Here is a 25,190-nt window from a genome sequence, read left to right on the forward strand (position 1 = left end):
GAAACATAAATATATTATAATTACAGTGGGACTATACTTGCCCCGCTGGTACAATAAGGTAACAATCAATAGTTGATATCTTAGACAGAGAACAACAAGGAGGTTATTTTTATGAAAACAATTGCGGTATTAACAAGTGGAGGCGACGCACCGGGAATGAATGCAGCCATTAGAGCAGTAGTTAGAATGGGCATATTTAAAGGCATAAGAGTTATGGGCGTAAAAAGAGGATATAGTGGCCTTATAAACGGTGAAATTTTTGATATGGATAGACATTCTGTTTCGGATATAATACATAGAGGTGGAACTATTCTTAGAACTGCCCGTTGTGAAGAATTTAAAACAGAAGCTGGAAGAGCAAAGGCAGTTAATGTATTAAGGGTATTTGGAATTGATGGATTAGTAGTAATTGGAGGAGATGGTTCTTTCAAAGGAGCACAACTTTTATCAGATTTAGGTATTGCAACGGTTGGTATACCTGGAACTATTGATAATGATCTGCCTTATAGTGAATATTCTATAGGATTTGATACAGCACTAAATACAGTACTGGATGCTATAAATAAAATAAGAGATACATCAAGTTCTCATGAAAGAGTTAGTGTAGTTGAAGTAATGGGAAGAAATTGTGGAGATATAGCCTTATGCGCTGGTATTGGCGGAGGGGCTGAAGAAGTTATTATTCCTGAAAAAGGGTATGAAATAGATGGTTTATGCAAAACTATATTTGAAGGTAAACTAAGAGGCAAAATGCACAATCTGATAATTCTTGCTGAAGGTGTAGGCGGAGCAAATGAACTTGCAAAGCAAGTAGAAGAAACAACAGGAATTGAATCAAGAGCTACAATACTCGGCCATATTCAAAGAGGTGGAAGCCCAAGTGCCTTTGATAGAATGCTTGCTTCAAGAATGGGAGTAGCAGCTGTAGAAGTTCTTATAGAAGGTAAATCAGGAAGAGTAATTGGTATGAAAGATGGCAAAATAATGGATGAAGACATCAATGAAGCATTAGAAATACCAAGAAAATTTAATGAAAGACTTTATCATATTTCAAAAATTCTTTCTTACTAATAATCTCTTTTTCAGAGCTGTTAAGCATCTCTTTCAGAGCTGTTAAGCATCTCTTTTAGAGCTGTTAATCATCTCTTTCAGAGTTGCGCATCTGCTAAGGGATTTAAATATAAGACAACGTAATAATGTATTAAATAAAAAAAACTAACAATAAGAGGAGTAATTTATGAAAAAAACTAAAATTATCTGTACAGTAGGGCCAGCAAGTGACAATAGTGAAACTATAAAAAGCTTAATTGATGCGGGAATGGATGCTTCAAGGCATAATTTTTCTCACGGAGATCATGCAGAACATAAGATAAGAATGGACTTAGTAAAAGAGCTACGATCAGAGCTTAATAAACATATTGCTATAATACTAGACACTAAGGGACCAGAAATCAGAACAGGAAATTTTGCAGCTGGTAAAGTTGAATTAAAGGAAGGCGCAAAATTTACTGTTGTTTGTGGTGAAGAAGTTGTTGGAGATGAAACTATTTGTTCAGTAACATACAATAAATTATATGAAGATGTTAAACCGAATGATACTATACTAATAGATGATGGTTTAGTGGGACTTATTGTAGAACAAGTAAAAGGTAAAAGAATACATTGCAAGGTTGCAAATACTGGTATGATAGGTAACCATAAAGGAGTTAATGTGCCTGGTGTTTCAATAAACTTACCTGCACTTACAGAGCAAGATATCAGTGATTTAAAATTTGGAGCTGAGCAAGGTGTTGATTTTGTTGCAGCATCTTTTATAAGAAAAGCATCAGATGTACTTGATATAAGATGTGTACTTAACGAAAATGGTGGCGGAGATATACAAATTTTCTCTAAGATCGAAAATAGAGAAGGGGTTAATAATATTGATGATATTATTAAATTCTCTGATGGTATTATGGTTGCAAGAGGAGATTTAGGAGTTGAAATCCCTACTGAAGAAGTTCCAATAGTTCAAAAAATGATTATCCAAAAGTGTAATGCTGCTGGAAAGGCAGTTATAACAGCTACTCAAATGTTAGATTCTATGATGAGAAATCCAAGACCAACTAGAGCCGAGTCATCAGATGTTGCAAATGCAATATTCGATGGTACAGATGCTATAATGCTCAGTGGTGAAACTGCTAATGGTAAATACCCTGTAGAGGCAGTAACTATAATGTCTAAAATAGCAAAAGCTGCTGAAAATGCTCTTAATTATGAAGAGAATTTAAAGAATAAGGGCAAATATCACATTCCTAATGTACCAAATGCCATTAGTTTAGCTACTTGCAATACAGCTATGGAACTTAAGGCTTCAGCTATTATTACTGCAACTCAAAGTGGTAGTACAGCTAAAAAAGTTTCAGCTTACAGACCAGAATGCCCTGTTATAGCTGTTACTCCTTATGAAAAGATAGCTAGAAGTCTTGCATTAAACTGGGGTGTAGTTGCAATATGTGAAGAGAAGGTAGAATCTACAGATGAACTTATAGATAAATCTGTAAATATTGCTTTAAAAGAAGGCTATGTAGAAAAGGGAGATTTAGTAGTTATTGCTGCTGGAATTCCAGCAAATTATGTAGGTAGTACAAATATGATGAAAGTTCATATTGTTGGTGATATATTACTTCAAGGTAAGGGAAATATAAGTGCTTCAGCTTGTGGTACAGCTTATTATGTAAAAAGTGCAAAAGAAGCTAAAGACACTATGAGAGATGGAGACATTTTAGTAATGAAAACATTAAATAGAGAATATATTGACATATTAGATAGAGTTTCAGGAATTATTGTAGAAGAAGATGAATTAAGTTCAAGTGTTGTTATTGAATGTACATCAAGAGAAATTCCAATAATATATAGTGCAATAGGAGCAGAAGAAGTTATTAAAACTGGTTCATTTATAACAATGGATGCAGCTAGAGGCATTGTGTATAGTGGTAGGGCTAATGTAAAAAACTAAAAAAAATGAGTTTATAGCTCAAGAGATTGTCAGTTAACTGGCAATCTTTTTTTAAAATTTCAATAGACATGTATATTGAAAACAAATATGGATATAGTTATAAGTGTAAACAAAACAACATGGCAACTGATTTTTTTTTTAGCACCTACATGGTGCTTTTTTTTATTATATAAGAAACAGCTTTCGCAAAATAATAATTATTATACTTATTTTTCATTTTTATAGTATAATAAAAGCTAAAGCTACAGATTATAATAAGAAATAAGTAGTGGGAGTGATAAACATGAGCGGAACTCTAAGTTGCAGCGCAACAAATTGCGTCAATAATATGTCAGGAATTTGCTCAGCTAGTACTATCAATGTCTCGGGGTCAAATGCTCATAGTAGTGAGGCAACGAAGTGTGAAACATTTGCTGAAAAAGGATTAAAGAATTCATTAACTAATGTACTTAATATGAATGTAGTTGGTGAATTTAAACAAGTATTTAATAGTGACTCTATAGAGATGAGTCCGAATATTAGATGCATTGCTAAAAATTGTATACACAATAGAGAAAATTTATGTGCTGCAGATAATATTATGGTTAATGGTACAGGTGCTTTAACTACTGAAAAAACACAATGTGAGACTTTTAAAGAATAATAGAATTTTTTTTAATTGTGATGTAGGCATTTTTTAGGTATTATAAAATCAAAATTAATAAGCACATGGGAGTAAATATACGAGCATAGCTTGCTTGCTATTTATTTTCATGTGCTTTAGTAAAGAGGATAAAGGTAGAATTAGGGAGGAAAAACAATGAAAAGTAAGAGAAAGTTTGATGATTATATTATTCCTGTTAAAAAAAATGAAGATTATATAATGACAATAGATAATATGGGATATGAGGGCGAAGGTGTAGGCAAAATAGATAATTTTACCGTTTTTGTAGCTGGTGCAATTATAGGTGAAGTGGTAAAAATAAAAATTGTTAAGGTTTCTAAAAACTTTGCTTTTGGTAAACTATTAGAGATAATTGAGGAATCAGCAAGTAGAATAGATCCAGTTTGCAGTATATACAAGAACTGTGGCGGTTGTAACGTGCAACATATAGACTATAAGGCTCAATTGGATTTTAAAACTAATAGAGTAGTACAGGTTATAAATAGGATAGGGAAATTAGAAGAGGTCATAGTACATTCTACAATAGGCATGGAGCGTCCTTATAATTATAGAAATAAGGTTCAACTACCTGTTAGCAATATAAATTCTATAGTGAATATTGGGTTTTATGCGCAAAGAAGTCATGACATAATAAATATGGAAAATTGCCATATTCAAGATACAGTTGCAGATCTTGTGGTAAAGCTAACAAGACAATGGATAAAAGAGTTTAATATCGAGTGTTATAATGAGGAAAATCACCAAGGCAATCTTCGACATATTATGATTAGAAAAGGGATTGAGACTGGAGAAGTAATGGTGGTATTAGTTACTAATGGTAAAACACTTCTTTACAAAGAAGAATTTATATCCTTAATGACTAAAAAAATCAAAGGATTAGTGAGTGTAATCCAAAATATTAATAGTGAAAAAACAAATGTAATATTAGGAGCGAAATGCGTAACTCTATGGGGAAAAGATACTATAACAGATTACATAGGGGAATTTAAATTTGAAGTTTCTCCACTATCCTTTTTTCAAGTTAATTCAATACAAACAAAAGTGCTGTACAGTAAAGCACTAGAGTATGCAAATTTAAGTGGTGGAGAAGTGGTGCTTGATGCTTATTGTGGTACAGGCACTATATCCTTATTTTTATCTCAGAAGGCTAAAAAAGTATATGGAGTAGAGATAATACCCGAGGCCATTGAAAATGCTAAAATAAATGCAAAAGAAAATAATATATCTAATACAGAATTTATAGTAGGCGAGGCAGAAAAAATTATTCCAGAGCTTCTTCATCAGGGAGTAAAAGCTGATGTTGTGGTAGTTGACCCGCCAAGAAAGGGTTGTGACAAAACTCTTTTAGAAGCAATTAGTAGCATGAAGCCTAAAACTATAGTATATGTCTCTTGTGATCCAGGCACTTTAGCTCGAGATCTTGGGATTTTAGATGAACTTGGATATAAAACTTTAGAAATTCAACCTGTGGATATGTTCCCACAGACGGCTCATGTAGAGTGCGTTGCGAGGATAGAGAGAAAATAGGCTGGTAGCAAAGGGTTAGAGGATTTGAGTAATTTAATATAGTGTGTTTTATGTTCCCTCAGACGAGAGTCCCAATATTGATATCAATATTATGCAAGGTGATTATGAAGATGTTCTTTTCTGGGCAAAAACGGGTGTTGTAGGTATTGGCCTTTCTACTTTGCCTGTTAAGGAAGATTTGGTAGAAACGCCGCTGTATATCGATAGACTTTTATGCATTACACCGAAAAATTTCAAACCTGTTCATTCTAAATATGTTACCATTGAAGATATCAGGGATCAGCCCTTTATTTTGCAACGAGAAGGTTATAATGTAGACACCATTTCTTTTATTAAAAAATACAATTTATCCATCCGCCCGCAATTTTTTATAGATGATGATCAATCCATTATCGCAATTGTTGAGAGTGGTATCGTATATAGTTTAGAAATAGCAAAAAATAAGTAGACTATTAGCTAAAGAAAAGTGATAAGGGTAAAATATGTAGCTATCACATTTTAATATGAAGGAGGAATTTTAATGAAAAAGTTTGTCATTGAAGATGATTTTTGGAGCCTATTTCCCAGTGCACGGATCGGAGTTGTTGTTTGTTATGGAATAGATAACACTATAAAAGATAAAGAAACATATAAGGAAATGATTTTAAATTCAGAAAAGGAAGCCTTAAAATATTTGCAGAATGCAGAATTTAGCAGTAACGAAGTTATAAAAGTATGGAGAGAGGCATTTCAAAAGTTTAAAACAAAGAAGGGTGCAAGGGCATCAATAGAAGCGTTACTAAAGAGAGTGAATAATGGAAATCATTTAGGGACTATTAATCCACTAGTTGATATTTACAACTGTATTTCATTAAGATATGCATTGCCCTGCGGTGGTGAGGATATCGATACATTTGCTTCTGATATAAGATTGACTAAGGCAGTTGGAAATGAAAATTTTATTACATTAGGAACGGATAAAAGTGAACCACCATATGAAGGTGAGATAATATATAAAGATAATGAGGGAGCAATTTGCAGGTGCTGGAATTGGCGTGAAGCAGTAAGAACAATGCTTACTGAAAATACAACTAATGCTTTTTTATGTATTGAATTAACTGATGAAAGTAGATTAATAGAATTTCAGGACGCATTAAAAGAACTAGCAAAAGCAGTACAAGACAATTTAGGTGGAACAAGCAAAATTTCAATTTTAGATATCAATAATAAGGAAGTAGTAATAGAGTAATTTTAGGAGGATATAGCAATGGGTGGGTTTAGTTATAAAGAGATTTATATTGAAGATGGTAAAAGGGTACTGGAAGTAAATATACTGCCTGAAAAGCATTGTAATTTTGACTGCATATTTTGTCCTATTGGAAGGTCGCCAAATAAAGTAGATACCCAAAAATCATTTGATAAAACAGATAGTTCATTGATTGTACTAGAAGGTATGATAGAAAGTACAAAAGCAGAAGTAATCTTTATTAACTCAAAAGGTGAAGCTTTAGTGAATGAAAAAATTATTGATGTGATTAATATTATTAAAGGTAAAGGGTTGCAAGTTAAGCTGCTATCAAACGGTTATATTCTAAATTGGCTAGAATTTAAAGAGATTGCTAACATGTGTGAGGAAGTTATTGGCGAAATAAAGGTTATTTCAAATGAAGATTTTCAAAAAATCCAGCGGCCAATTGGAGGGTATACTTTTGAGAATCATATTTCAAATATGAAAGCTTTTAGAGAGCAATATAAAGGCAAATTTATATTAGAAGTAACTATTCTAAAGGGCTATACCGATGATGAAGAATCAATTCAGAAGATAAAAAATATTATTAAGGAGATATCTCCTAACAAGATAATTACTGTAAGAATGGAAGATGAAATATTTAAGAAAAAACTTGGTATAACTGATGAAAGATTTGAAGAAATTTCAAATGAAATACTAAATGTTTAGTTTTGTTAATATATAATATTCTTATTTAACGAATTAAAATCAAAATGCGAACAATAGCCCGGAAGACCGCATTTGGTTTATCAAGAGAGACAAAAATAGCAAGAGGTTACTATTACTAGAGTATAAAAATAAAATGAGATAGCTTAGTATTTAAGTTATCTCATTTTATTTTATAGTTTTTTTGCTTATACTTTAAGCACACCAACCTTAGGAAGCTTAGCTAGTTTGCTTGATACTCCATGGCAGCTTTCAAACTGAGAGCTTAAATCTTTACCAGCAGTTAAGCCATAGTGTGTAGCACCGCTTCATTTTGAATTAGCGCTTAAATCATATACAATTCCGTTAACTGCTACATAAGCAGGGTTTCCCATAGTACCATCATACTGAGCAAGTTCACTTAAGGTAAATTCCTTGTTTTGCCTAAGAGCTCTTTGTCCCTTTTGATATAAGTGGTCGTGGTTCTCTTCAGCAGCTTCTGCATCTGCTTTAGTTTCATGAACTGTACCATGTGGATGTTGAGGTGGTGCATAAATAGAGTACAATTTAAGTGGTATGTCACCTGTATTGATTAAATTGTGCCATTTACCAGCAGGTATGATGAATGCAAAATCATCATAGACGTTTTTTTGAAAATCCAAGTTATATTTACTATCACCCATTTTAACAAGCCCTTGCCCTTCTTCAACACGTATAAATTGATCAAGATCTGGATGAACCTCTAAACCTATATCTTCCCCAACCTTGATGCTCATCAAGGTAAGTTGCAAATGGCTTCCTGTCCATAAAGCGGTACGATAAGTATTGTTTTGCTTAGTAGCCTCATTAATATTAACTACAAACGGTTCTGGTCCATAATCCTTTAACTGAATTGAATCATACTCTATTTCATCAGTTGAGGTATGCATTGATGGGTTAATGTAATAAGGACATTGATAGGTTCTATAAAGATTATACATATTGTATGGGTTATACATAGGTGTATTAACACCATAAGGATATGGGTCATAAACATTATACATATTGCTAATCCTTTCATAGTATTACAAAATCATTATATGACCTCTGTTTAGAAAATATGCTTCGATTAACAGGAAGCCGAAGTCCCTGAGGTCATAACACTTAAATTGAAAATCCATGAATTTCACGACTCCCTTTATTTTTGCAAGAAAAAAAGCAATATATAATAAATAATGTCTAATTAAAATATAATTTGGACAAAGAAAAATGTAGTATTTAGTCTGAAATGCTATTTGTGATTTTATGGGTTAGTTATGGTATAATATACAATAGAGAAAGACTTTACCATAAGGTTTTCATAAAAGGGAGTGATTAAATGCCGAACGTCAAAGAGATTAAAGTCGGAATAGGTTTTGCGACGGGAAGAAAGAGTTTTCAAAAGGTGCTGAGAACTAACATAAGCAATTGGAAGGAATCTGGTTTGGTAGCAGATAAAAGGTTAAGTTTAAACCTTTTTGTTGCCTATGATCTTCATTATAATAAAACTGAAATAACTGATTACACAAATGTACATCCCGATTTGGTAAAGCAAATTGATAGTAGTAAATTTATTGGAAGCGTTGCTATAAAAGAAGAAATTGATTATTTAATTAGAGAAAACGTTATTAGTTTTGAGGAGACTCAAAAAATTTTTGGCAAAGGCTATGCAGCCAAGCGTAATGCTGTGCTATATAATGCTATAAAAAACAAAATGGATTATCTTGTTTTTTTGGATGATGACGAATACCCAATGGCAGTAACTAATACGCTTGATACTGCAATTTGGGGAGGTCAGTTTGTTTTGGCAGAACATCTTAATAATATCACTGAAGCAGACATCACTCACGGACATCACTGTGGTTATATATCTCCAATTCCATATATGGAATTCAATGACACTATGACCGAAGGTGATTTTAGGTCTTTTATTGAGGCTATTAGTAATGATATTATTAAGTGGGATAAATTAAAATCTGTTATGAAAAATGGTGGGATAACATATGCAGATACAAAGACATTGACTAGCCATGAGGCCAGAGAGGTAGAAGAAATAAATCATTCTAAATTCATCTCAGGTGCTAATCTGTGTATTAACCTAACTGAGCCTAAGCGTATTTTCCCTTTTTACAATCCACCAGGAGCTAGAGGGGAGGATACGTTTTTAAGCACATGTCTAAGTGAGAGAAAAGTTTTGAGGGTGCCATGTTACACATTCCATGACGGATTTTCTACATATAATCACCTTTTAGAAGGCGTTCTCCCAATTCGATTGAAGTTTATCAAAGCTGATACGGACAAGGTTAAAACTCGCTTTTATAATGCATGTATAGGTTGGATTCGTTATAAGCCATTACTGCTCTATATAACTCAGCCAGATCACTACACGGATAAGATTAGAGAGATAAAAGAGCAGCTGAGAGTAACATTGCCTAAAATCAGTGCTTATTTTGGAAAGCCTGAGTTTATTAATGTCTTGGCAGAACTCGAGAAATACAATAGAAATGTGGAAAAACATTATGCTGAATTCATCGAAACACAACGTATTTGGGCAAAAATCATGGAACATTTTGCGCATCGCATGGAATAGTACATACAGTAATTTTATATATTTCCGTCAAATTTGGAGAAGTGACTTTTAATAGGTCGGCTTCTCTTTTCACCTTTATATACCAAATTATATTGCAGCTCCGCAATAGATGATTTAACAAGAAAATAAATTTTAATTACTGATATATTGTAAATATTGTGATAAGATATTAATGTGTTAGATTTCGGAGGAGATAATTATGGACTTTATTAAAAAAATATTTCAAGATTGGATAGTACCTATAGTAGTGGCCGTTATAATAGCATTTGTAATACGCAAGGTTGTTTTCTTTAATGTAACTGTTCCGACTGGATCTATGCTACCAACAATACATCTGAATGATAAGATTTTAGTAACAATAGTTCATAACAAAAATAACCTTAAACATGGAGATATAGTAGTATTTCATTCTGATGAATTGGGTGAAGATTTAATAAAGAGGCTTATTGGACTTCCAAATGATATAGTAGAAGTTAAAGAAGATGGATCTGTATATATAAATAATAAAAAAATAAATGAAAGTTATGTTGTATATCCAGGTGGTAAAACAGGGAAATATAAAGTGCCAGCAGATAGTTACTTCTTTATGGGTGATAATAGAGTAGATTCTCTAGATGCAAGATATTGGGATAAACCTTTTATACCTAAAAAAGATATAATGGGTAAGGCAGGAATTATAATTAGTCCGTTTAGTAGATTTGGAAAATTAAAATAATAAAATAGCAGGATATAAATGCAAGTTTATATATCTGCTATTTTCATTTTTTGAAAATTAATTAGTTAGGAATTTATATTATAGTCTAATAATTGAATTTAGTATCCCTCTAGCTAAAAGGTTTTGCAATAAAAAAACCATGGTAAAGCTTTACATTTACTGGCAATTTATTTGATGAAAAAACACCAATATTCTTTTGTACTTTAAGATGTAATTTAAATCAACATTAACTAAATATTTGAAAATGAATAAAAAAAATTGTACGGTTTCAAAAGCCATATTAAGAATAAAATTATAGTGATATATTAAGCTAAAACGAGCATTTTGTAGGGATTTAACTGAAAAATTATTAAAATGAGAAAATTTGGTTAAATACGATAAATTTTCATATTAGTTATTATTACAACATATGGTATTATGAATTATATTAATAGATGATTAACATATATAATCAAGAGGGGGATATATCATGGCGGAATCAAAAAAACTGTCTCATACAGCTTACGGTGGTATTAAAGGTGAGGATTACTTACCGTTTATACCAGCGAGTCAGGCAATGCCAGAACTTACGGCAATATCCATAATAATGGGTATGGTATTTGCAATGATATTTGCGGCTGCAAACACTTATTTAGGACTTAAAGTAGGTATGACAATTTCAGCAGGTATTCCAGGAGCAATTTTGGCTACAGGAATACTTAAAGGTTTATTTAAAAGAAATAACATATTAGAGGCTAATATGGTATCTTCAATTGCTGCTATGGGAGAATCATTAGCAGGTGGAATTATATTTATACTTCCAGCAATTATACTTTGGGGTATGGAATTAAAACTCTCTACTATAATTGTTGTAACATTACTTGGAGGACTTTTAGGAGTGCTATTTGTTACACCTCTACGACGCTTCTTAATAGTAGAAGAACATGGTACCCTTATATATCCAGAAAGTATGGCAGCTGCTGAAGTTCTTGTAACTGGTAGTGAAGGGGGTTCAGGATTTAAGGCAGTATTGACAGGACTTATAGGAGGAGCAGTTTTCAAATTATTCTCTGGTGGATTTAAATTCTGGGTCGAAGAAGCTGAATGGACTATCAAACCAGTGCAATCAACATTATTTGGTGTTGATACGTTAGCATCTCTTATGGGTGTCGGTTATATAGTTGGAGTCCAAGCATCACTTTATATGTTTGGAGGTTCTTTAATAGCATGGTTTGGACTTATGCCATTAATAATGTATGTTGGGCATGGTTTGCAAGCACCATTATTCCCATCAGTAAAACTTATTAGTGAAATGGGAGCATGGGATATTTGGAAAAATTATATAAGATATATAGGCGCTGGTGCGGTTGCAGCAGGTGGATTTATAAGTCTTGGAAAATCAGCTCCAACAATCATCAAATCTTTTAAATCAGCTATGTCTGGTATTGGAGCAGGTGGGGCAAATACCCAAAAAAGATCAGATATTGAGGCACCAATAACTTGGGTTGTAGGCGCAGCAGTATTAGTATTCTTACTTTCATGGTTGTTACCAATAATTAATGTGGGTATAGTTGGTGGAATACTTGCAGTTGTATTCTCATTCTTCTTTGCAGTTGTATCAGCTAGAATGGTTGGTTTAATTGGATGTTCAAATAATCCAGCTTCAGGAATGACTATAGCTACATTGTTATTTGTAACATCAATATTAAAGCTTACAGGTAACGTTGGTGATAAAGGAATGATTGCAGCTGTTATTGTAGGTGGTATAGTTTGTGTTGCTATCTGTGTTTCTGGTGGTACTGCACAAAGCTTAAAAACAACTTACGTTATTGGTGGAACACCAAAGAGTGTTCAGATTGGTATGTATTTAGGAATAGTTGCAGCAGCAGCAGTTGCTGGCGGAGTATTATTAATGCTTAATAGCACATACGGTATAGGTAGTAAGGACGTTGCTGCACCTCAAGCAACATTAATGTCAATGGTTATCAAAGGTGTAATGACTGGTGAACTTCCATGGGCTCTAGTATTTGTTGGAGTTACAATTGCGATATTCTGTGAAATGGCAGGAATTCCAATACTTCCAGTTGCACTTGGAATATATTTACCAATACATTTAAACTCAGCTATTCTTTGTGGTGGTATTATTAGAATATTAGTTGAAAAGAAATTCAAGAAAGACGAAGAAAAACAAAAGGTACAAGTGGAAAAAGGTATACTTCTTGCATCAGGACTTGTTGCAGGAGATGCTTTAATGGGTATAGTTGTAGCAGGAGTTGCAACAGCGAAGCTTGACATAGGATTTGGAGCGAAGTTATTCCCAGCTTTATCCGCAAGCCCCGAATTCGCTGCAATAATGTTCTTGGGATTAGGATTATGGATCTACATGTTTGCTACAAAAGTGGACAAAACTACTGTTTAATGTTAAAATTAGACATGGTAAACAAAATTTAACTTAAAGAAAAATAAAGAAAAAATATAGTTAAGAGCCACTATGGCTCTTAACTTCTTTGTAGGAGAAATATATGTTTAATAAAAAAAACAAAGAAAAATCACAAGAAAATTTTATGATTTACAGGCCATTAAGAAAGATTGAACAATGGTCTGTAAGTGATAAAAAAGTAAAACTATTTTTTAACCATAATAAGCCAGTGGAAAAATTTGTGAGATGGCTCATAAAAAAATCAAAAGTTAATGATATAGAGCTCGATGAAATGGGTTCTATGGTTTGGCAACTTTGTGATGGCACTAAAACAGTTTATGATATAGCTTTAGCTCTGGCTCAAAAATTTGATGATACTGAGCAGAATGCTATTAATAGGTTAATTATGTTTCTAAGGTATTTATCTCAAAAAGGATGGATTACCTTTGAAAAATAATAATAAATAATATGATATCTTAACTAAGCTACGAATGTAGATAAAGCTACGAATGTAGATAAAGCTACGAATGTAGACAAAGCTACGAATGTAGATAAAGCTACGTACGTAGACTATAAGTGGGGGGGAACGAATATGGAATTAAATAAATTAATTGACGTTATGAAAGAGGATATTGTTAAGTCTACTCAAGAAATAATAAGAATTAAGAGTGTAGAAGGTGAAGCTAAGCCAGGAATGCCTTTTGGCGATGGAGTAGCTAAATCACTAGAATGTGCTTTAAACACTGCAAAGAATTTAGGCTTTCATACAGTTAACTTAGATGGTTATGTTGGATATGCAGAATATGGACAAGGTGAAGATTATGTTGTAGCATTAGGTCACTTAGATGTAGTTCCTGAAGGTGAAGGATGGATTCATCCACCATATGCTGCAGAAATTCATGATGGAAAAATGTACGGACGTGGAACTACAGATGATAAAGGACCAATAATGGCAACACTTTATGGATTAAAAGCTATTAAAGATGCGAAATTGCCTATATCTAAAAGAATTAGAGTTCTATTTGGAACTAATGAAGAAACCGGAAGCAAGGAACTTGAATATTACTTAGAAAAAGAAAAAGCACCAGTTGCTGGATTTACTCCAGATGCAGAGTATCCAATAATCAATGGAGAAAAAGGTATAACTATTTTTAACATTGTAAAAGATTTTAAGATCAAGAATAAGGGTGAAAACTTTATAAAATATATTAAGGGTGGTCAAGTATCTAACATAGTACCTGATTATTGTGAGGCAGGAATCGTGGCTACTAACGCACAAAGCATTGTTAAAGCGTTGGAGATTTTTATAAAAGATAATAATTACAAGCTTTCTGCAGTAGTTAATAAAGATATGGTAATAATTAAATCTATAGGCGAAGCAGCTCATGGAAGTTTACCGGAACTTGGTAAAAATGCTATAATGCAATTATTTGCTTTCGTTGGAACATTAGACCTTGGATCGAATGATGCGTCAGAATTTGTAGGGTTTTTAAATGAAAACATAGGTATGGAAACACACGGAGAGTCTTTTGGTGTTTGCCTTGAAGATGAGAATTCAGGTAAGTTATCATTTAATGTTGGAGTTGTAGATATGAATGAAAATTCAGCTACAATGACTTTAAATTTAAGATATCCTGTAACAAAGAAATTAGAGGATATGATGACTCCATTTAATAGTAAAATTGATGGAACTGGAATAAGGGTAGAAAAGTTTGAACATCAAGAACCATTATATTTTTCACCAAATAGTCCAATTATTAAGGCACTTCAAAAGGTTTATGCTGAGCAGACTGGAAAAGAAGCTAAATTGCTATCCATAGGTGGAGGCACTTATGCTAAAGAAATGCCTAATACTGTAGCCTTTGGACCAATGTTCCCAGGGGAACCAGATACTATTCATAAAAAAAATGAATATATCACAATAGACAATTTAATTACGAATGCTAAGATATATGCTCATGCACTATATGAACTTGCAAAGTAAATAAAAATAGAATAACCTTAAGGTCTATATCTTATTTTATAAGATATAGACCTTAGTTTTTTTAGGGTTAAATTTTATAAAAATAATTAGTAAAGAATTTTATAAAAGTAATAGAATTAAAGTAGATATAGAGGTATAATGAAATATTGTACTGTTAACAATTTACTTCTTATTGTATAAATAGGTTAAGTAAGTTAAATACTATTAAAATATTAAACTTTTAGTGGGGGATAATTATGAAAATACAAGATATTAGGATAGGTAAAATTAATACTCCTTTGAGACAACCATATAAAGTAGGGAAGAGACTTCTTAATTTTTCTGATGAAATAGTTATAAAAATGGTTACAGATACAGGAGAAATAGGATATGGTAGTGCAGCCCCAACACCTTTAATAACTGGGGAAACCCAGAGTTCAATTATTGGAGCAATAGAGTATATTAAACCTGAAATTATAGGTTTAGATATTGATAATATTGAAGAAATTATGAAAGTAATTCATGGTTCTATGCACGGAAATAATAGTGCTAAGGCAGCTATTGATGTTGCTATATATGATTTACTTTGCAAAAAATATGGAGTGCCACTTTACAAATTTTTGGGTGGATATAAAACTTCATTAACTACAGATATTACAATAGCAAATGATACAGTGGAAAAAATGGTGACAAAATCATTAGAAGCTGTAATAAATGGTTATACATATTTAAAAGTGAAAATTGGAAATGATATGGCTCGTGATATAGAGAGAGTAAAAGCAGTAAGAAAAGCGGTAAGGCGTGGAATAAAAATAAGAGTAGATGCTAACCAAGGGTGGAGCCCAAAGGAAGCTGTAAGTACTATTAGAAAGTTCGAAGATATGGGGTTAGATATTGAGTTTGTTGAGCAACCAGTTAATGCTTGGGATATAGATGGACTAAAATATGTAACAGATAATGTGGAAACAAAAATTCTTGCAGATGAAGCAGTTTTTGGTCCATCAGATGCCTTTAAGATCATTGAAAAAAGAGCGGCAGACCTCATAAGCATAAAGCTTATGAAATGCGGTGGTATAAATAATGCAATAAAGATGTATAATATGGCAGAAAATATGGGTATAAGATGTATGATGGGATGTATGCTAGAAAGTAGAATAGGCATTACAGCAGCAACGAGTTTTGCAGCGTCAAAATCCAATATGATTAAAGCTGATCTAGATACTATGTTGCTATTTGAACATGATTCAATAGTTGGTGGTGCATGTATTACAGGGAATACGATAACTATTAATGATTCTCCAGGTCTCGGGATTATAGATATAATTGGATGGAATGAAATTTTTTAAATATACGAATGCGAATTGTACGAAAAAATATAATCGTTAAATGGGGTGGTAGTTTTGAATAATAATAAATACGATATGGATGCTAGTTTAATAGAAGTTGAATTAAAGAAACAATTAGAATTTAATATAGAAGAAGAAAAATTAAATGGCATTATTAAAATCATTAGTGAAGAAATTCTAAAATATATTCAAAAGAGAATGGAAATCACAAAATATATTTTAGAATATAGGAAAAAAGTGATTGAAGATTATAGAGATGATGAAGATATGGTAATAGAATATTTTGATCATGAGGTATATGTAAAGGAAGAAGCATTTAAAACTATTGATAGAAGAGTAATGGAGTTAACTGAGCTTAAGAGCTCTCCTTATTTTGGAAGAGTTGATTTTTCTGAAGAAGACTACGGTATTAATAAAATGTATGTAGGAAGGTTTGGAGTTACTCCAGAAAATACTTATGAACCTTTAGTAGTAGACTGGAGAGCCCCCGTTGCATCTTTATTTTACACCGGGGCTTTAGGGGAAGCTTTTTATGATGCTCCTAAGGAAAAGATACTAGTAAACATTTTAGCTAAGAGGCAATTTATTATTAAAAAAGAAAAGCTTAAAGGCATGTTCGACTCAGCGCTAGATGTAAAAGATGAGATACTTCAAATGGTGCTTAGTAGCAATGCGTCAGAAAAGCTCAAAGATATAATAATGACAATACAAAAGGAACAGGATGATTTAATAAGGCAACCAAGAACCAAAACTATTGTAGTGGATGGCGTTGCTGGTAGTGGAAAAACTACTATTGCTCTTCATAGGGTAGCATATTTGCTTTATAATTATAGAAAAATACTCCAAGACAAGGTTCTAATATTAGGGCCAAATAATGTATTTATGGAATATATATCTTTAGTGCTACCAAGCCTTGGAGAATCGGGAGTTAAGCAAACAACATTTAGAGACTTTGCCTTTGACATTTTAGGTCCTATGGAAGTAATGAGTCTAAAAGAGTACATGGAAAAAGTACTTAGTGGAGAAAAAGAATTTGCTAGAGATATTATGTATAAAAATTCTACAGAGTATAAAAACTTTCTTGACGCCTCAGTAGAAAAATTAGATAACGAATACTTTAAAATAGAAGATTTATTATTTATGAATGAGATAGTATTATCTAAAAAAGAAATAATGGAAATGTTTTATAATCACTATAAAACTATGCCTTTATTCAGAAGAAGTAAGAAAATTAAAAGAATTATTTATTCTAAGATTAGAGACGCTAGAGATGAAAAAGTTAGATTTATACAAAAAGAATATGAAAAAAGTGTGGTAGAGTTACCTGAGGAAGAAAAGGATTTTAAAATAAATGATTTAGATTTTAATAGAAGACTCAAAATTAGAGAAGTAATTAAAGAGATATTAGCAGTAAAAAGAAACCTTACTTGGATTGAAAATGGAAACTGTGTTGATTTATACAACAAAATAAATGGATATAAAGCATTAACAGAAAATGATTTAGGTGGTATCTTATATTTTAAAATTAAGCTAGAAGGGATCAAGATTTCTGAGGAAATAAAACATGTAGTAATAGATGAAGCTCAGGATTATAATGAACTTCAATTCATGGTAATAAAGGAATTAACAAAGTGTTCTTCTTTAACGATAGTTGGAGATAGCAATCAGAGACTGATTCCATATGACGGGAAGCTACCTATGCATGATATAAAGAATATACTTCCAGGGTGTAATACTCAGGAGTTTAGACTAAGTACCAGCTATAGATCTACAGTGGAAATTATGGAGTATGCTAATAAATATTTGCATGCAGATCCTATTGTTCCCGTAGTACGTAATGGTGAAGTGGTAAAAGAGAAATTAATTTCTGATAAGGATGAACTTAAAAGTTTTATGAACCAAAAAATTTCTGAGTTCAAAAGTAAGACTTATGAAAATATTGCGATTATCTGTAAAGATATAAGTGAAACAGAAAAAATCTTTGATTTAATTAACAAGGATGCTAATGTTAAGATTATAAATAAAGAAAACGCAGTGTATCATAGCGGAATTGTTGTGATTCCATCATATTTTGCTAAGGGACTTGAGTTTGATGCAGTTATCATGATATTAGATGAGCCTTGTGGACTTAAAACAGAAGGTTTGCAGGGGGAATATAAGCAAGAGGATAAACTTAGGTATGTAATGGCAACTAGAGCATTACACGAACTTCATGTAGTTTTGAAAAGTTCATTCTAAATTTTAAAAAGAAAAAAATAATAAACTAACAAAAATAATACCTAGGTCACTAGGTATTATTTTGTTAGTTCATCCCAATTTTCAATAATTTGATTTAATTCAATCAAGGTACTAGCTTTATCCTCACTGGCTATTGAACCGCGAAGACTGGCGATGTTTAAACTTATATTATATAGTTCATCTCGTTCAACGCTAAATTGAATGCGAGGTATGATTTTTTTCCAGGCAGTATCAATACTGACGATATCTTGCTGAAGCATATCCCACTTTTCAGATTTTGCATGTTCTATAGATAGCTCAACAAAAGAAACTACGTCTTCTGAAGGAGTGCGAGGCTTTTTTAAATAATTACCTCCTAACATTATTAGTACGAAAATTGTTAAAGTAACTATTGGTATAGCATATGATATAAATTTTTTCATAGTTTAAGCCCCTTTATCTACTATTTATTATTTTCTTCTATATCATCTTTATAAAGATCTATATGTAAACCGGTTGTTGCGTTATAGATAGCTAAAAATACTTCGGAAGCATCATTAATACCTTTCTTTTTTAGTTTAGTCATTAGCCATTTTTCATTTCTATTAATTTTATCTAAGTTATCTTGCAAAATAGATCCATCGTAAATTATTTCAAAATCAATACTAGCAGGGGTAGTTTTAACTTTTAAATCATTTGCTGTAACAGTATCACATTGAGTTTTTTTTAAGATAGACAATTGTCCATCTTTTTCGAGTATTGCATAAGCTACGTCGCTTAAGTCAAAAACACCTTTATCTCTTAACTGTGATAAAAGGTCACCTATGGTGTAACGAAATTTTTTCATGGATTTCTCAAGTACTTTTCCGTTTATAATAATAATGGTAGGTTCACCATCTAGGTATTTTTCAGCAGTCTTTGAGTTAACAGTTATTAATTGCAAAACAAGACATAACACAGTCCAAGTAAGTAAGCCTACCCAATGAGGCCATGCCCTACTAGTTAAATCTGTAGTTAGAGTGGAGGCAGTGGAGCCTATAGTTATGCCTACAACATAATCAAAAAAAGTTAGTTGACTAATCTGCTGCTTTCCAAGAACACGAGTAAATATTAATAAGGTGAAAAATCCGATGATTCCTCTCGCTAGTACTATTAGACCTTCATTCATGAATACCATCTCCTTTCAATGATAGTATATCCATATTTTATATTTATATTTATATTTAGATTAGAGGAGGTTTGTGGTATTTTGCATTCTATGTAGAAAATTGACATAATTTAAAACATGAAAATTGATGCTAAAATGATTGGAGAAAGATATAATAATATTAGAAATAAAGTGAATTTAGGCGATATATGTATTAAAATGTAAAAGCTGAAAAATCAAAATGCTTTAGGGGAAAATAAGAACTTAAAAAGGTTATAAGGATCAGTGATGATCCTTATATTGCTGTTAAATATAAATGCTTTAATTGGATGTGAAAAAACATGAGTAATATTGACGGAGGCAGAAAAAAAGAAATAAATGATATTATATCTATTGTTAAATTAATTTCCTTATTATTTTGTGGAATTGTAATATACAATGAACTTCTTATATCAAATAATAAGATTCTTCAAAACTCAAGTGGGTATATTAATATAATTCCAACGGCACTACTATCAGTAAGTAGTATATGTATTTATTGGTTATGGTCATTTTTTTCTATAAGAAGATTTAAATGTAAATATGTAAAGTTAATACAAATTATTGAGAACTTAGTTTTTATTATGATTTTTTCAATTACAATTATTTTATCGAATAATTGTACTAGTCAATATAAATTATTGTTCCTATTTATAATTGTTACTTCCACATTAGAATTAGGTATGAAAAATGGTGTTACTACGGCTGTTATTTCATCAGGGATAATACTAGTTATAGATTTGATTTATGCACCGTATACTAGTGTTAATTTATATTTTCAAAATGATTTAATTATGGCAGCAGTATTTATTTTAACTGCATGGCCATTAGGTCATTACGTAGAAATTGAAAAAGAAAATTCATACAGAAAAAATTTACAACTTCAAGCACTTAATGATGAATTAAAGGACACGGATAATCAACGTATATATATAGAAAAAATATTATTGAAAAATGAAGATTGCCATAGCTTACTAATTGAAAATTCAAGAGAAGCTATATTTGTTCATAGAAATGATAAAGTGATTTTTGTGAATGAAAGTGCTATAAAATTAGTGGGCTTAAATACCCAAGATGAATTAATTGGGAGACTTATCTTAGACTTTATGGATATAGATGAGAGTGAAAATATTAAAGAGAAGTTTGATGAAATATACAATAAGCAAAGCACACTTGTAAATTTTGAAGGAAAAATATTTAAGCAGGATGGTAAAGTTGCTAATGTGCAAAATACCTCTACTTATTTTACATATGCAGGACAACCCGTGATATTAAGTATAATACGTGATATTACTCCTGAAAAGCAGGTTGAAAAACTGCAATTGGACATAGAAAAAAATCTTCAATTATTAAATGAAACTATTAAATTGAATAAATTGATTACAGAGGTATTTACAAATATCTCTCATGAATTAAAGACTCCCTTAAATGTTATATATTCGGCTATTCAGGTATTGAGTATATATAACAATACAGAAGAATTTTGGGAGAAAAAAGATGAATATCTAGTTGTAATGAAACAAAATTGTTTCAGGCTTATGAGGTTAATTAATAATTTTTTAGACATTACGAAAGTAGATTCAGGGTTACTTAAACCAAACATGGTAGAGGTTAACATCGTAAGCGTGATTGAAAATATAGCTTTATCTGCTGCGTCCTACGTGGAAAGTAAGCAAATTCAACTTACTTTTGATACAGATGTAGAAGAAAAGATAATGACCTTTGATCCGGATAAAATAGAGAAGATTATGCTTAATGTACTATCTAACTCCATTAAATATACTGATTGTGGTGGTAAAATTTTAGTGGCATTGACTGATAAGGAAGATAGTATTCTCATTTCTGTAAAGGATACAGGTATAGGTATACCAGAGGACAAGTTAAAATTTGTATTTGAGAGATTTGCACAAATAGATAAAACATTAAAACGTCCTTGTGAAGGGGCAGGTATAGGATTGTCCCTTGTAAGATCTTTTGTAAAAATGCATGAAGGAAGCATTGAAATAAAAAGTGAGATTAACATAGGAAGTGAGGCTATAATTAAACTTCCAACAAAAACATTAACAAAGCATTATGTAGATGATGAATTTCAGTATAAAACTAGTACAGAAAGAATTAATATAGAATTCTCTGATATATATTCAGATGTTTAACGACATTTCAGCGACCCAGGATATTATTTAACTATGGTATAATAAATTCAGATTTATGTAAAAAATTAAAAGGATGATAAGTATGGATTTGATAAAAATAGTTTCAAATGTTCAGAAGATTTCTGAGGCGATATCAAGCGTTATAGGAGTAGATGTGACGGTTGTAGATAATAATTATAATAGAATAGCAGGGACAGGAAGGTATAGAAATTGTATCGGAGAAAAAGTAAATGAAAAATCTGTTTTTGGATTTGCGCTGACGCAGGGAGAAAGCTTCGTTATTGAAAATCCTAGAAAACATTTTGCATGCTTAAAGTGTGATAATGCTTACAGTTGCAAGGAGTTTGCCGAGGTTTGTTGCCCAATTCATGTTGGTAATGATACTATTGGAGTTATTGGGCTTATTGCTTTTGAAGAAGAACAAAGGGATGCTATTATAAATAATCAAGTAAACCTAATGAACTTTTTAAATAGAATGGCGGATTTAATATCCTCAAAGCTATTAGAACAGGAAAATACAGAGAAAATAAAGCTTTTGGCAGGGGAACTTGAGATAGTTCTTGACGCTGTAGATAAAGGAATTATAGCAGCGGACCACGCAGGAAATATTCTTCATTATAACACCAAAGCATTAGAGCTATTTAGACTTCATGGAAACCAAATTTTAAATACAAATATAAAAAATCTTATTGGTGACTTAGATTTCAATAAACTTATCGAAAAACATAAGAATTTAAAGAATAAAGACTTTAGTTATAATGGTAGTAGTCATCATTTCAGAGGAGTACTTGATGCGAAACCTATTAGTATCGGTGATAAAAACTTTGGTATAGTATGCTCCTTTAGTAATATTTCCGATTTATTAAAAACAGTAAATAATATTACCACAGGGACTATGGTTACGTCTTTTGACAGCATTATAGGTGGTAGTTACTGCTTAGAACAAGTTAAATTAGAGGCGGAAAAAGCAGCGAAATCTACCTCTACAGTACTTATTCAGGGAGAAAGTGGAACTGGAAAAGAGCTATTTGCACGGGCTGTTCATTTTTATAGTAATAGAGCGAAAGGACCATTTATTACTATAAATTGCGCGGCTATTCCAGAACAATTGCTAGAAAGTGAGCTTTTTGGGTATGAAGATGGTGCTTTTACAGGAGCGCGAAGGGGTGGCAAGGCAGGGAAATTTGAATTAGCAAATAAGGGAACAATATTTTTGGACGAAATTGGAGACATGGCTATTCATCTTCAAACTAAACTTTTAAGGGTAGTACAGGAATACGTTATCGAAAAAATTGGTGGAAAAGAATCCATTCCCATAGATGTAAGAATAATTGCAGCTACCAATAAAGATTTAGAAAAAAAAGTACTAGAGGGAGAGTTCAGGCAAGATTTATTTTATAGATTAAATGTAATTCCACTTAATATACCTCCTTTAAGAGATAGAAAAGATGATATAATAGTTCTTGTGGATTATCTTTTAGACAAATGTAATTCTAAGCTAGAAAAGCATATAAATAAAATAGATGATGATTCTTTAGAAATTTTTATGAATTATAAGTGGCCTGGCAATGTACGTGAACTTGAAAATACCATAGAATATGCTGTAAATATGTGCAGTGGTAGTGTTATAAAATGTACGGATCTGCCGAAGAGGTTAAAAGGTTGCGAGAGCACTTTAAAGTCGAATAAGAATTTAGAGATTATACCTATTAAGGAATTAGAAAAAAAAGAAATTGAAAAAGCTCTAGAGTATTTTGGACATAGTAAACAGTCAATTACAAAGGCTGCTGAGGCTTTAGAATTAAGTAGAGCAACTTTATATAGAAAAATAAAAGAATATGGGATCAAATCATCTTCTTCGAAGCTATAAATCATCTTTTTCAAAGCTGTAAATCATTAATCAGTATCAAAATGAGAATTAATTCTCATTTTGATACTGATTTTTTTATCATTTTGAGAAAAAACACCACTGAAACGTTTATTCTCAGTATAATTTTGTTGGCATGAGTATTGCTATTATATGTATAAGGCATATTTAAAAAAATGTTAATAAAAGCTACATAAGTTTTTAATGTATTTAATTTTATAGGTATGTCTTAGAATAATTCGTTGAGGGAGTGTTTTCATGAAATTAAGAAATCTTATAGTTCAAACACTTAAGGAAGAAGTTGTCCCTGCCATGGGATGTACTGAGCCAGTAGCTGTTGCTCTTGCATGTGCAAAGGCTAAAGAACTAATAACTTTTAATAATATAGTAAGTGCAGAAGTTTTTGTTAGTCCTAACATATATAAAAATGGATTGTCAGTTGGTATACCAAATACGCAGGAGGTTGGGCTTTCGATTGCAGCTTCACTGGGTTTTATTGGTGGAGAAAGTAAAAAGGATTTAAGGGTACTTGAAGGAATTAACAAAATGCAAGTTCAACTTGCAAAAGAGTTTTTATATAGTGGGAAATTAAGACTAGACATTAAAGATACTGGAGATAAAGTCTATGTAGAAGTAAATCTTGTAACAGATAAAGGTAATTGTAGTGTAATTATAAGCGGAAAACATAATAGATTTATTTATATTGAAAGATTAGGCGAAGTTCTAATAGATCTAACAAATGAGGATGAGAGTAGCAATAAGGGAAAGAATATTTTATATAATTTGAGAATAAGAGACATTATAAAAGAAATTGAGAAAATTCCTCATGAGGATATCGCTTTTATGTTAGAAGGAATAGTGATGAATGAAAATATAGCCAAGGTAGGACTTAAAAAGAAAATGGGCATGGGAGTTGGGTTTAGTCTTAAGAAAAGCATAGAGAAAGGGATTCTGTCAGAAGACTTAATGACCTCTTCAATGATGCTCACAGCAGCAGCTAGTGATGCGAGAATGTCAGGGATGAATTTATCTGTTATGAGTAGTAGCGGAAGCGGAAACAATGGGCTTACGGCAATTTTGCCATTGGTTGCATATAAAAATAAATTTAATGTAAGTGATGATAGATTGGCTAAGGCAGTGGCAATAAGTCATATTACGAACAGCTATATAAAACATTATATAGGGAGATTATCAGCACTGTGTGCTTGTGGTGTTGCAGCTGGAACCGGGGCTGGCGTTGCTATAGCATGGTTAATGGGTGCTGGTTATGACCAAATAGATGGGGTTATAAAAAATACCATTGCAAACACCAGTGGGATGATATGCGATGGGGCAAAGGAAGGCTGTGCATTAAAGCTTTCAACTTCTGCATCAGTCGCTGTACAATCAGCAATTTTGGCTATAAATAATTCTATTATACCTGCAAGAAATGGGATTGTTGCAGAAACCGCAGAAGACACAATTAAAAATTTGGCAGTTTTATCCATAGACGGTATGAGTACAGCAGATGCTGTTATATTAAAGACCATGAAAAAAATGCAAAGAGAATATACTTCTGCAGAAGCAGATAAAAACTCAAAAGTGTATTTAAAAAAACAAGGCATTATTGCATAAAAAAAATTTTTAAAGAAATTAT

The 25,190-nt window shown here is 31.8% G+C and carries 19 protein-coding genes and 1 pseudogene; 17 read left to right on the forward strand and 3 right to left on the reverse strand.

Annotation, left to right across the window (positions count from 1 at the left end; all coding sequences use genetic code 11):
• Positions 1 to 111 precede the first annotated feature (111 nt).
• The 7 genes from pfkA to KTC94_RS14000 all read left to right on the forward strand — a co-directional run bounded on the left by pfkA (position 112) and on the right by KTC94_RS14000 (position 7,125).
• Positions 112 to 1,071 (forward strand): 6-phosphofructokinase, encoded by a 960-nt coding sequence (pfkA, locus tag KTC94_RS13970; protein WP_220320111.1) that lies wholly within the window; start codon positions 112 to 114, stop codon positions 1,069 to 1,071.
• Between the two features lie 166 nt (positions 1,072 to 1,237).
• On the forward strand, positions 1,238 to 2,998 hold the full coding sequence (gene pyk, locus KTC94_RS13975; RefSeq protein WP_216302647.1) for a pyruvate kinase: 1,761 nt from the start codon (positions 1,238 to 1,240) through the stop codon (positions 2,996 to 2,998).
• Positions 2,999 to 3,281: 283 nt separating this feature from the next.
• Entirely contained in the window at positions 3,282 to 3,641 is a 360-nt protein-coding gene (locus KTC94_RS13980; protein ID WP_216302648.1) for a DUF1540 domain-containing protein, read from the forward strand.
• A 156-nt stretch (positions 3,642 to 3,797) separates the two neighbouring features.
• Positions 3,798 to 5,189, forward strand: a complete 1,392-nt coding sequence (gene rlmD / locus KTC94_RS13985; RefSeq protein ID WP_220320110.1) for a 23S rRNA (uracil(1939)-C(5))-methyltransferase RlmD — start codon at positions 3,798 to 3,800, stop codon at positions 5,187 to 5,189.
• 43 nt (positions 5,190 to 5,232) lie between these two features.
• Complete coding sequence (locus KTC94_RS13990) at positions 5,233 to 5,637, forward strand: LysR family transcriptional regulator substrate-binding protein (RefSeq protein WP_216302650.1); 405 nt, start codon at positions 5,233 to 5,235, stop codon at positions 5,635 to 5,637.
• Between the two features lie 72 nt (positions 5,638 to 5,709).
• The gene (locus KTC94_RS13995; protein WP_216302651.1) at positions 5,710 to 6,417 is read left to right on the forward strand and encodes a B3/4 domain-containing protein; all 708 of its coding nucleotides are present in this window, start codon (positions 5,710 to 5,712) and stop codon (positions 6,415 to 6,417) included.
• 18 nt (positions 6,418 to 6,435) lie between these two features.
• The gene (locus tag KTC94_RS14000) at positions 6,436 to 7,125 is read left to right on the forward strand and encodes a radical SAM protein (protein WP_220320108.1); all 690 of its coding nucleotides are present in this window, start codon (positions 6,436 to 6,438) and stop codon (positions 7,123 to 7,125) included.
• A 455-nt stretch (positions 7,126 to 7,580) separates the two neighbouring features.
• On the opposite strand, the pseudogene KTC94_RS14005 reads toward KTC94_RS14000, so the two are convergent.
• Positions 7,581 to 8,144: pseudogene (locus KTC94_RS14005) on the reverse strand (cupin domain-containing protein); the annotation flags it as partial.
• A gap of 314 nt (positions 8,145 to 8,458) precedes the next feature.
• Between KTC94_RS14005 and KTC94_RS14010 the strand changes: the two are divergent.
• From KTC94_RS14010 to KTC94_RS14040, 7 genes are all read left to right on the forward strand, one after another.
• Positions 8,459 to 9,709, forward strand: coding sequence for a hypothetical protein (locus tag KTC94_RS14010; RefSeq protein ID WP_220320107.1), 1,251 nt, complete (start codon positions 8,459 to 8,461; stop codon positions 9,707 to 9,709).
• A gap of 199 nt (positions 9,710 to 9,908) precedes the next feature.
• Positions 9,909 to 10,424: a signal peptidase I gene (gene lepB, locus KTC94_RS14015; RefSeq protein ID WP_216302655.1), complete on the forward strand. Its 516-nt coding sequence runs from the start codon at positions 9,909 to 9,911 to the stop codon at positions 10,422 to 10,424.
• A 469-nt stretch (positions 10,425 to 10,893) separates the two neighbouring features.
• Positions 10,894 to 12,822 (forward strand): OPT family oligopeptide transporter, encoded by a 1,929-nt coding sequence (locus KTC94_RS14020; RefSeq protein WP_216302656.1) that lies wholly within the window; start codon positions 10,894 to 10,896, stop codon positions 12,820 to 12,822.
• Between the two features lie 103 nt (positions 12,823 to 12,925).
• The gene (locus KTC94_RS14025; protein WP_216302657.1) at positions 12,926 to 13,279 is read left to right on the forward strand and encodes a PqqD family protein; all 354 of its coding nucleotides are present in this window, start codon (positions 12,926 to 12,928) and stop codon (positions 13,277 to 13,279) included.
• A gap of 135 nt (positions 13,280 to 13,414) precedes the next feature.
• The gene (gene pepV / locus KTC94_RS14030) at positions 13,415 to 14,806 is read left to right on the forward strand and encodes a dipeptidase PepV (RefSeq protein ID WP_216302658.1); all 1,392 of its coding nucleotides are present in this window, start codon (positions 13,415 to 13,417) and stop codon (positions 14,804 to 14,806) included.
• A 236-nt stretch (positions 14,807 to 15,042) separates the two neighbouring features.
• Entirely contained in the window at positions 15,043 to 16,131 is a 1,089-nt protein-coding gene (locus KTC94_RS14035; RefSeq protein WP_220320106.1) for a dipeptide epimerase, read from the forward strand.
• Positions 16,132 to 16,206: 75 nt separating this feature from the next.
• Positions 16,207 to 18,369, forward strand: a complete 2,163-nt coding sequence (locus KTC94_RS14040; protein ID WP_220320146.1) for a UvrD-helicase domain-containing protein — start codon at positions 16,207 to 16,209, stop codon at positions 18,367 to 18,369.
• Between the two features lie 56 nt (positions 18,370 to 18,425).
• On the opposite strand, the gene KTC94_RS14045 is transcribed toward KTC94_RS14040, so the two are convergent.
• Both KTC94_RS14045 and KTC94_RS14050 read right to left on the reverse strand, forming a co-directional pair.
• Positions 18,426 to 18,791: a DUF4363 family protein gene (locus tag KTC94_RS14045; protein ID WP_220320105.1), complete on the reverse strand. Its 366-nt coding sequence runs from the start codon at positions 18,789 to 18,791 to the stop codon at positions 18,426 to 18,428.
• A 20-nt stretch (positions 18,792 to 18,811) separates the two neighbouring features.
• A complete protein-coding gene (locus tag KTC94_RS14050; RefSeq protein ID WP_220320104.1) occupies positions 18,812 to 19,516 on the reverse strand; it encodes a DUF421 domain-containing protein in 705 nt (234 codons plus the stop codon).
• Positions 19,517 to 19,836: 320 nt separating this feature from the next.
• Between KTC94_RS14050 and KTC94_RS14055 the strand changes: the two genes are divergently transcribed.
• The 3 genes from KTC94_RS14055 (at position 19,837) to KTC94_RS14065 (ending at position 25,168) form a co-directional block, all read left to right on the forward strand.
• Positions 19,837 to 21,687, forward strand: coding sequence for an ATP-binding protein (locus tag KTC94_RS14055; protein ID WP_220320103.1), 1,851 nt, complete (start codon positions 19,837 to 19,839; stop codon positions 21,685 to 21,687).
• A gap of 82 nt (positions 21,688 to 21,769) precedes the next feature.
• The gene (locus tag KTC94_RS14060) at positions 21,770 to 23,557 is read left to right on the forward strand and encodes a sigma 54-interacting transcriptional regulator (protein WP_220320102.1); all 1,788 of its coding nucleotides are present in this window, start codon (positions 21,770 to 21,772) and stop codon (positions 23,555 to 23,557) included.
• A 255-nt stretch (positions 23,558 to 23,812) separates the two neighbouring features.
• The gene (locus KTC94_RS14065) at positions 23,813 to 25,168 is read left to right on the forward strand and encodes a serine dehydratase subunit alpha family protein (RefSeq protein ID WP_220320101.1); all 1,356 of its coding nucleotides are present in this window, start codon (positions 23,813 to 23,815) and stop codon (positions 25,166 to 25,168) included.
• The last annotated feature ends 22 nt before the right edge of the window (positions 25,169 to 25,190 follow it).

The sequence above is a fragment of the Clostridium sp. CM028 genome, assembly GCF_030585565.1.
Lineage (GTDB): Bacteria > Bacillota > Clostridia > Clostridiales > Clostridiaceae > Clostridium_AD > Clostridium_AD estertheticum_B.

Bases quoted from the DNA above. Each gene is read 5' to 3' on its own strand.
- pepV (WP_216302658.1), top strand. From the start codon at position 13,415: ATGGAATTAAATAAATTAATTGACGTTATGAAAGAGGATATTGTTAAG.
- KTC94_RS14000 (WP_220320108.1), top strand. From the start codon at position 6,436: ATGGGTGGGTTTAGTTATAAAGAGATTTATATTGAAGATGGTAAAAGG.
- KTC94_RS14025 (WP_216302657.1), top strand. From the start codon at position 12,926: ATGTTTAATAAAAAAAACAAAGAAAAATCACAAGAAAATTTTATGATT.
- KTC94_RS14040 (WP_220320146.1), top strand. From the start codon at position 16,207: ATGGATGCTAGTTTAATAGAAGTTGAATTAAAGAAACAATTAGAATTT.
- pyk (WP_216302647.1), top strand. From the start codon at position 1,238: ATGAAAAAAACTAAAATTATCTGTACAGTAGGGCCAGCAAGTGACAAT.
- KTC94_RS13995 (WP_216302651.1), top strand. From the start codon at position 5,710: ATGAAAAAGTTTGTCATTGAAGATGATTTTTGGAGCCTATTTCCCAGT.
- KTC94_RS14060 (WP_220320102.1), top strand. From the start codon at position 21,770: ATGGATTTGATAAAAATAGTTTCAAATGTTCAGAAGATTTCTGAGGCG.
- KTC94_RS14055 (WP_220320103.1), top strand. From the start codon at position 19,837: ATGAGTAATATTGACGGAGGCAGAAAAAAAGAAATAAATGATATTATA.
- rlmD (WP_220320110.1), top strand. From the start codon at position 3,798: ATGAAAAGTAAGAGAAAGTTTGATGATTATATTATTCCTGTTAAAAAA.
- lepB (WP_216302655.1), top strand. From the start codon at position 9,909: ATGGACTTTATTAAAAAAATATTTCAAGATTGGATAGTACCTATAGTA.
- KTC94_RS14010 (WP_220320107.1), top strand. From the start codon at position 8,459: ATGCCGAACGTCAAAGAGATTAAAGTCGGAATAGGTTTTGCGACGGGA.
- KTC94_RS14065 (WP_220320101.1), top strand. From the start codon at position 23,813: ATGAAATTAAGAAATCTTATAGTTCAAACACTTAAGGAAGAAGTTGTC.
- KTC94_RS14035 (WP_220320106.1), top strand. From the start codon at position 15,043: ATGAAAATACAAGATATTAGGATAGGTAAAATTAATACTCCTTTGAGA.
- KTC94_RS14020 (WP_216302656.1), top strand. From the start codon at position 10,894: ATGGCGGAATCAAAAAAACTGTCTCATACAGCTTACGGTGGTATTAAA.
- pfkA (WP_220320111.1), top strand. From the start codon at position 112: ATGAAAACAATTGCGGTATTAACAAGTGGAGGCGACGCACCGGGAATG.
- KTC94_RS14050 (WP_220320104.1), bottom strand. From the start codon at position 19,516: ATGAATGAAGGTCTAATAGTACTAGCGAGAGGAATCATCGGATTTTTC.
- KTC94_RS14045 (WP_220320105.1), bottom strand. From the start codon at position 18,791: ATGAAAAAATTTATATCATATGCTATACCAATAGTTACTTTAACAATT.
- KTC94_RS13980 (WP_216302648.1), top strand. From the start codon at position 3,282: ATGAGCGGAACTCTAAGTTGCAGCGCAACAAATTGCGTCAATAATATG.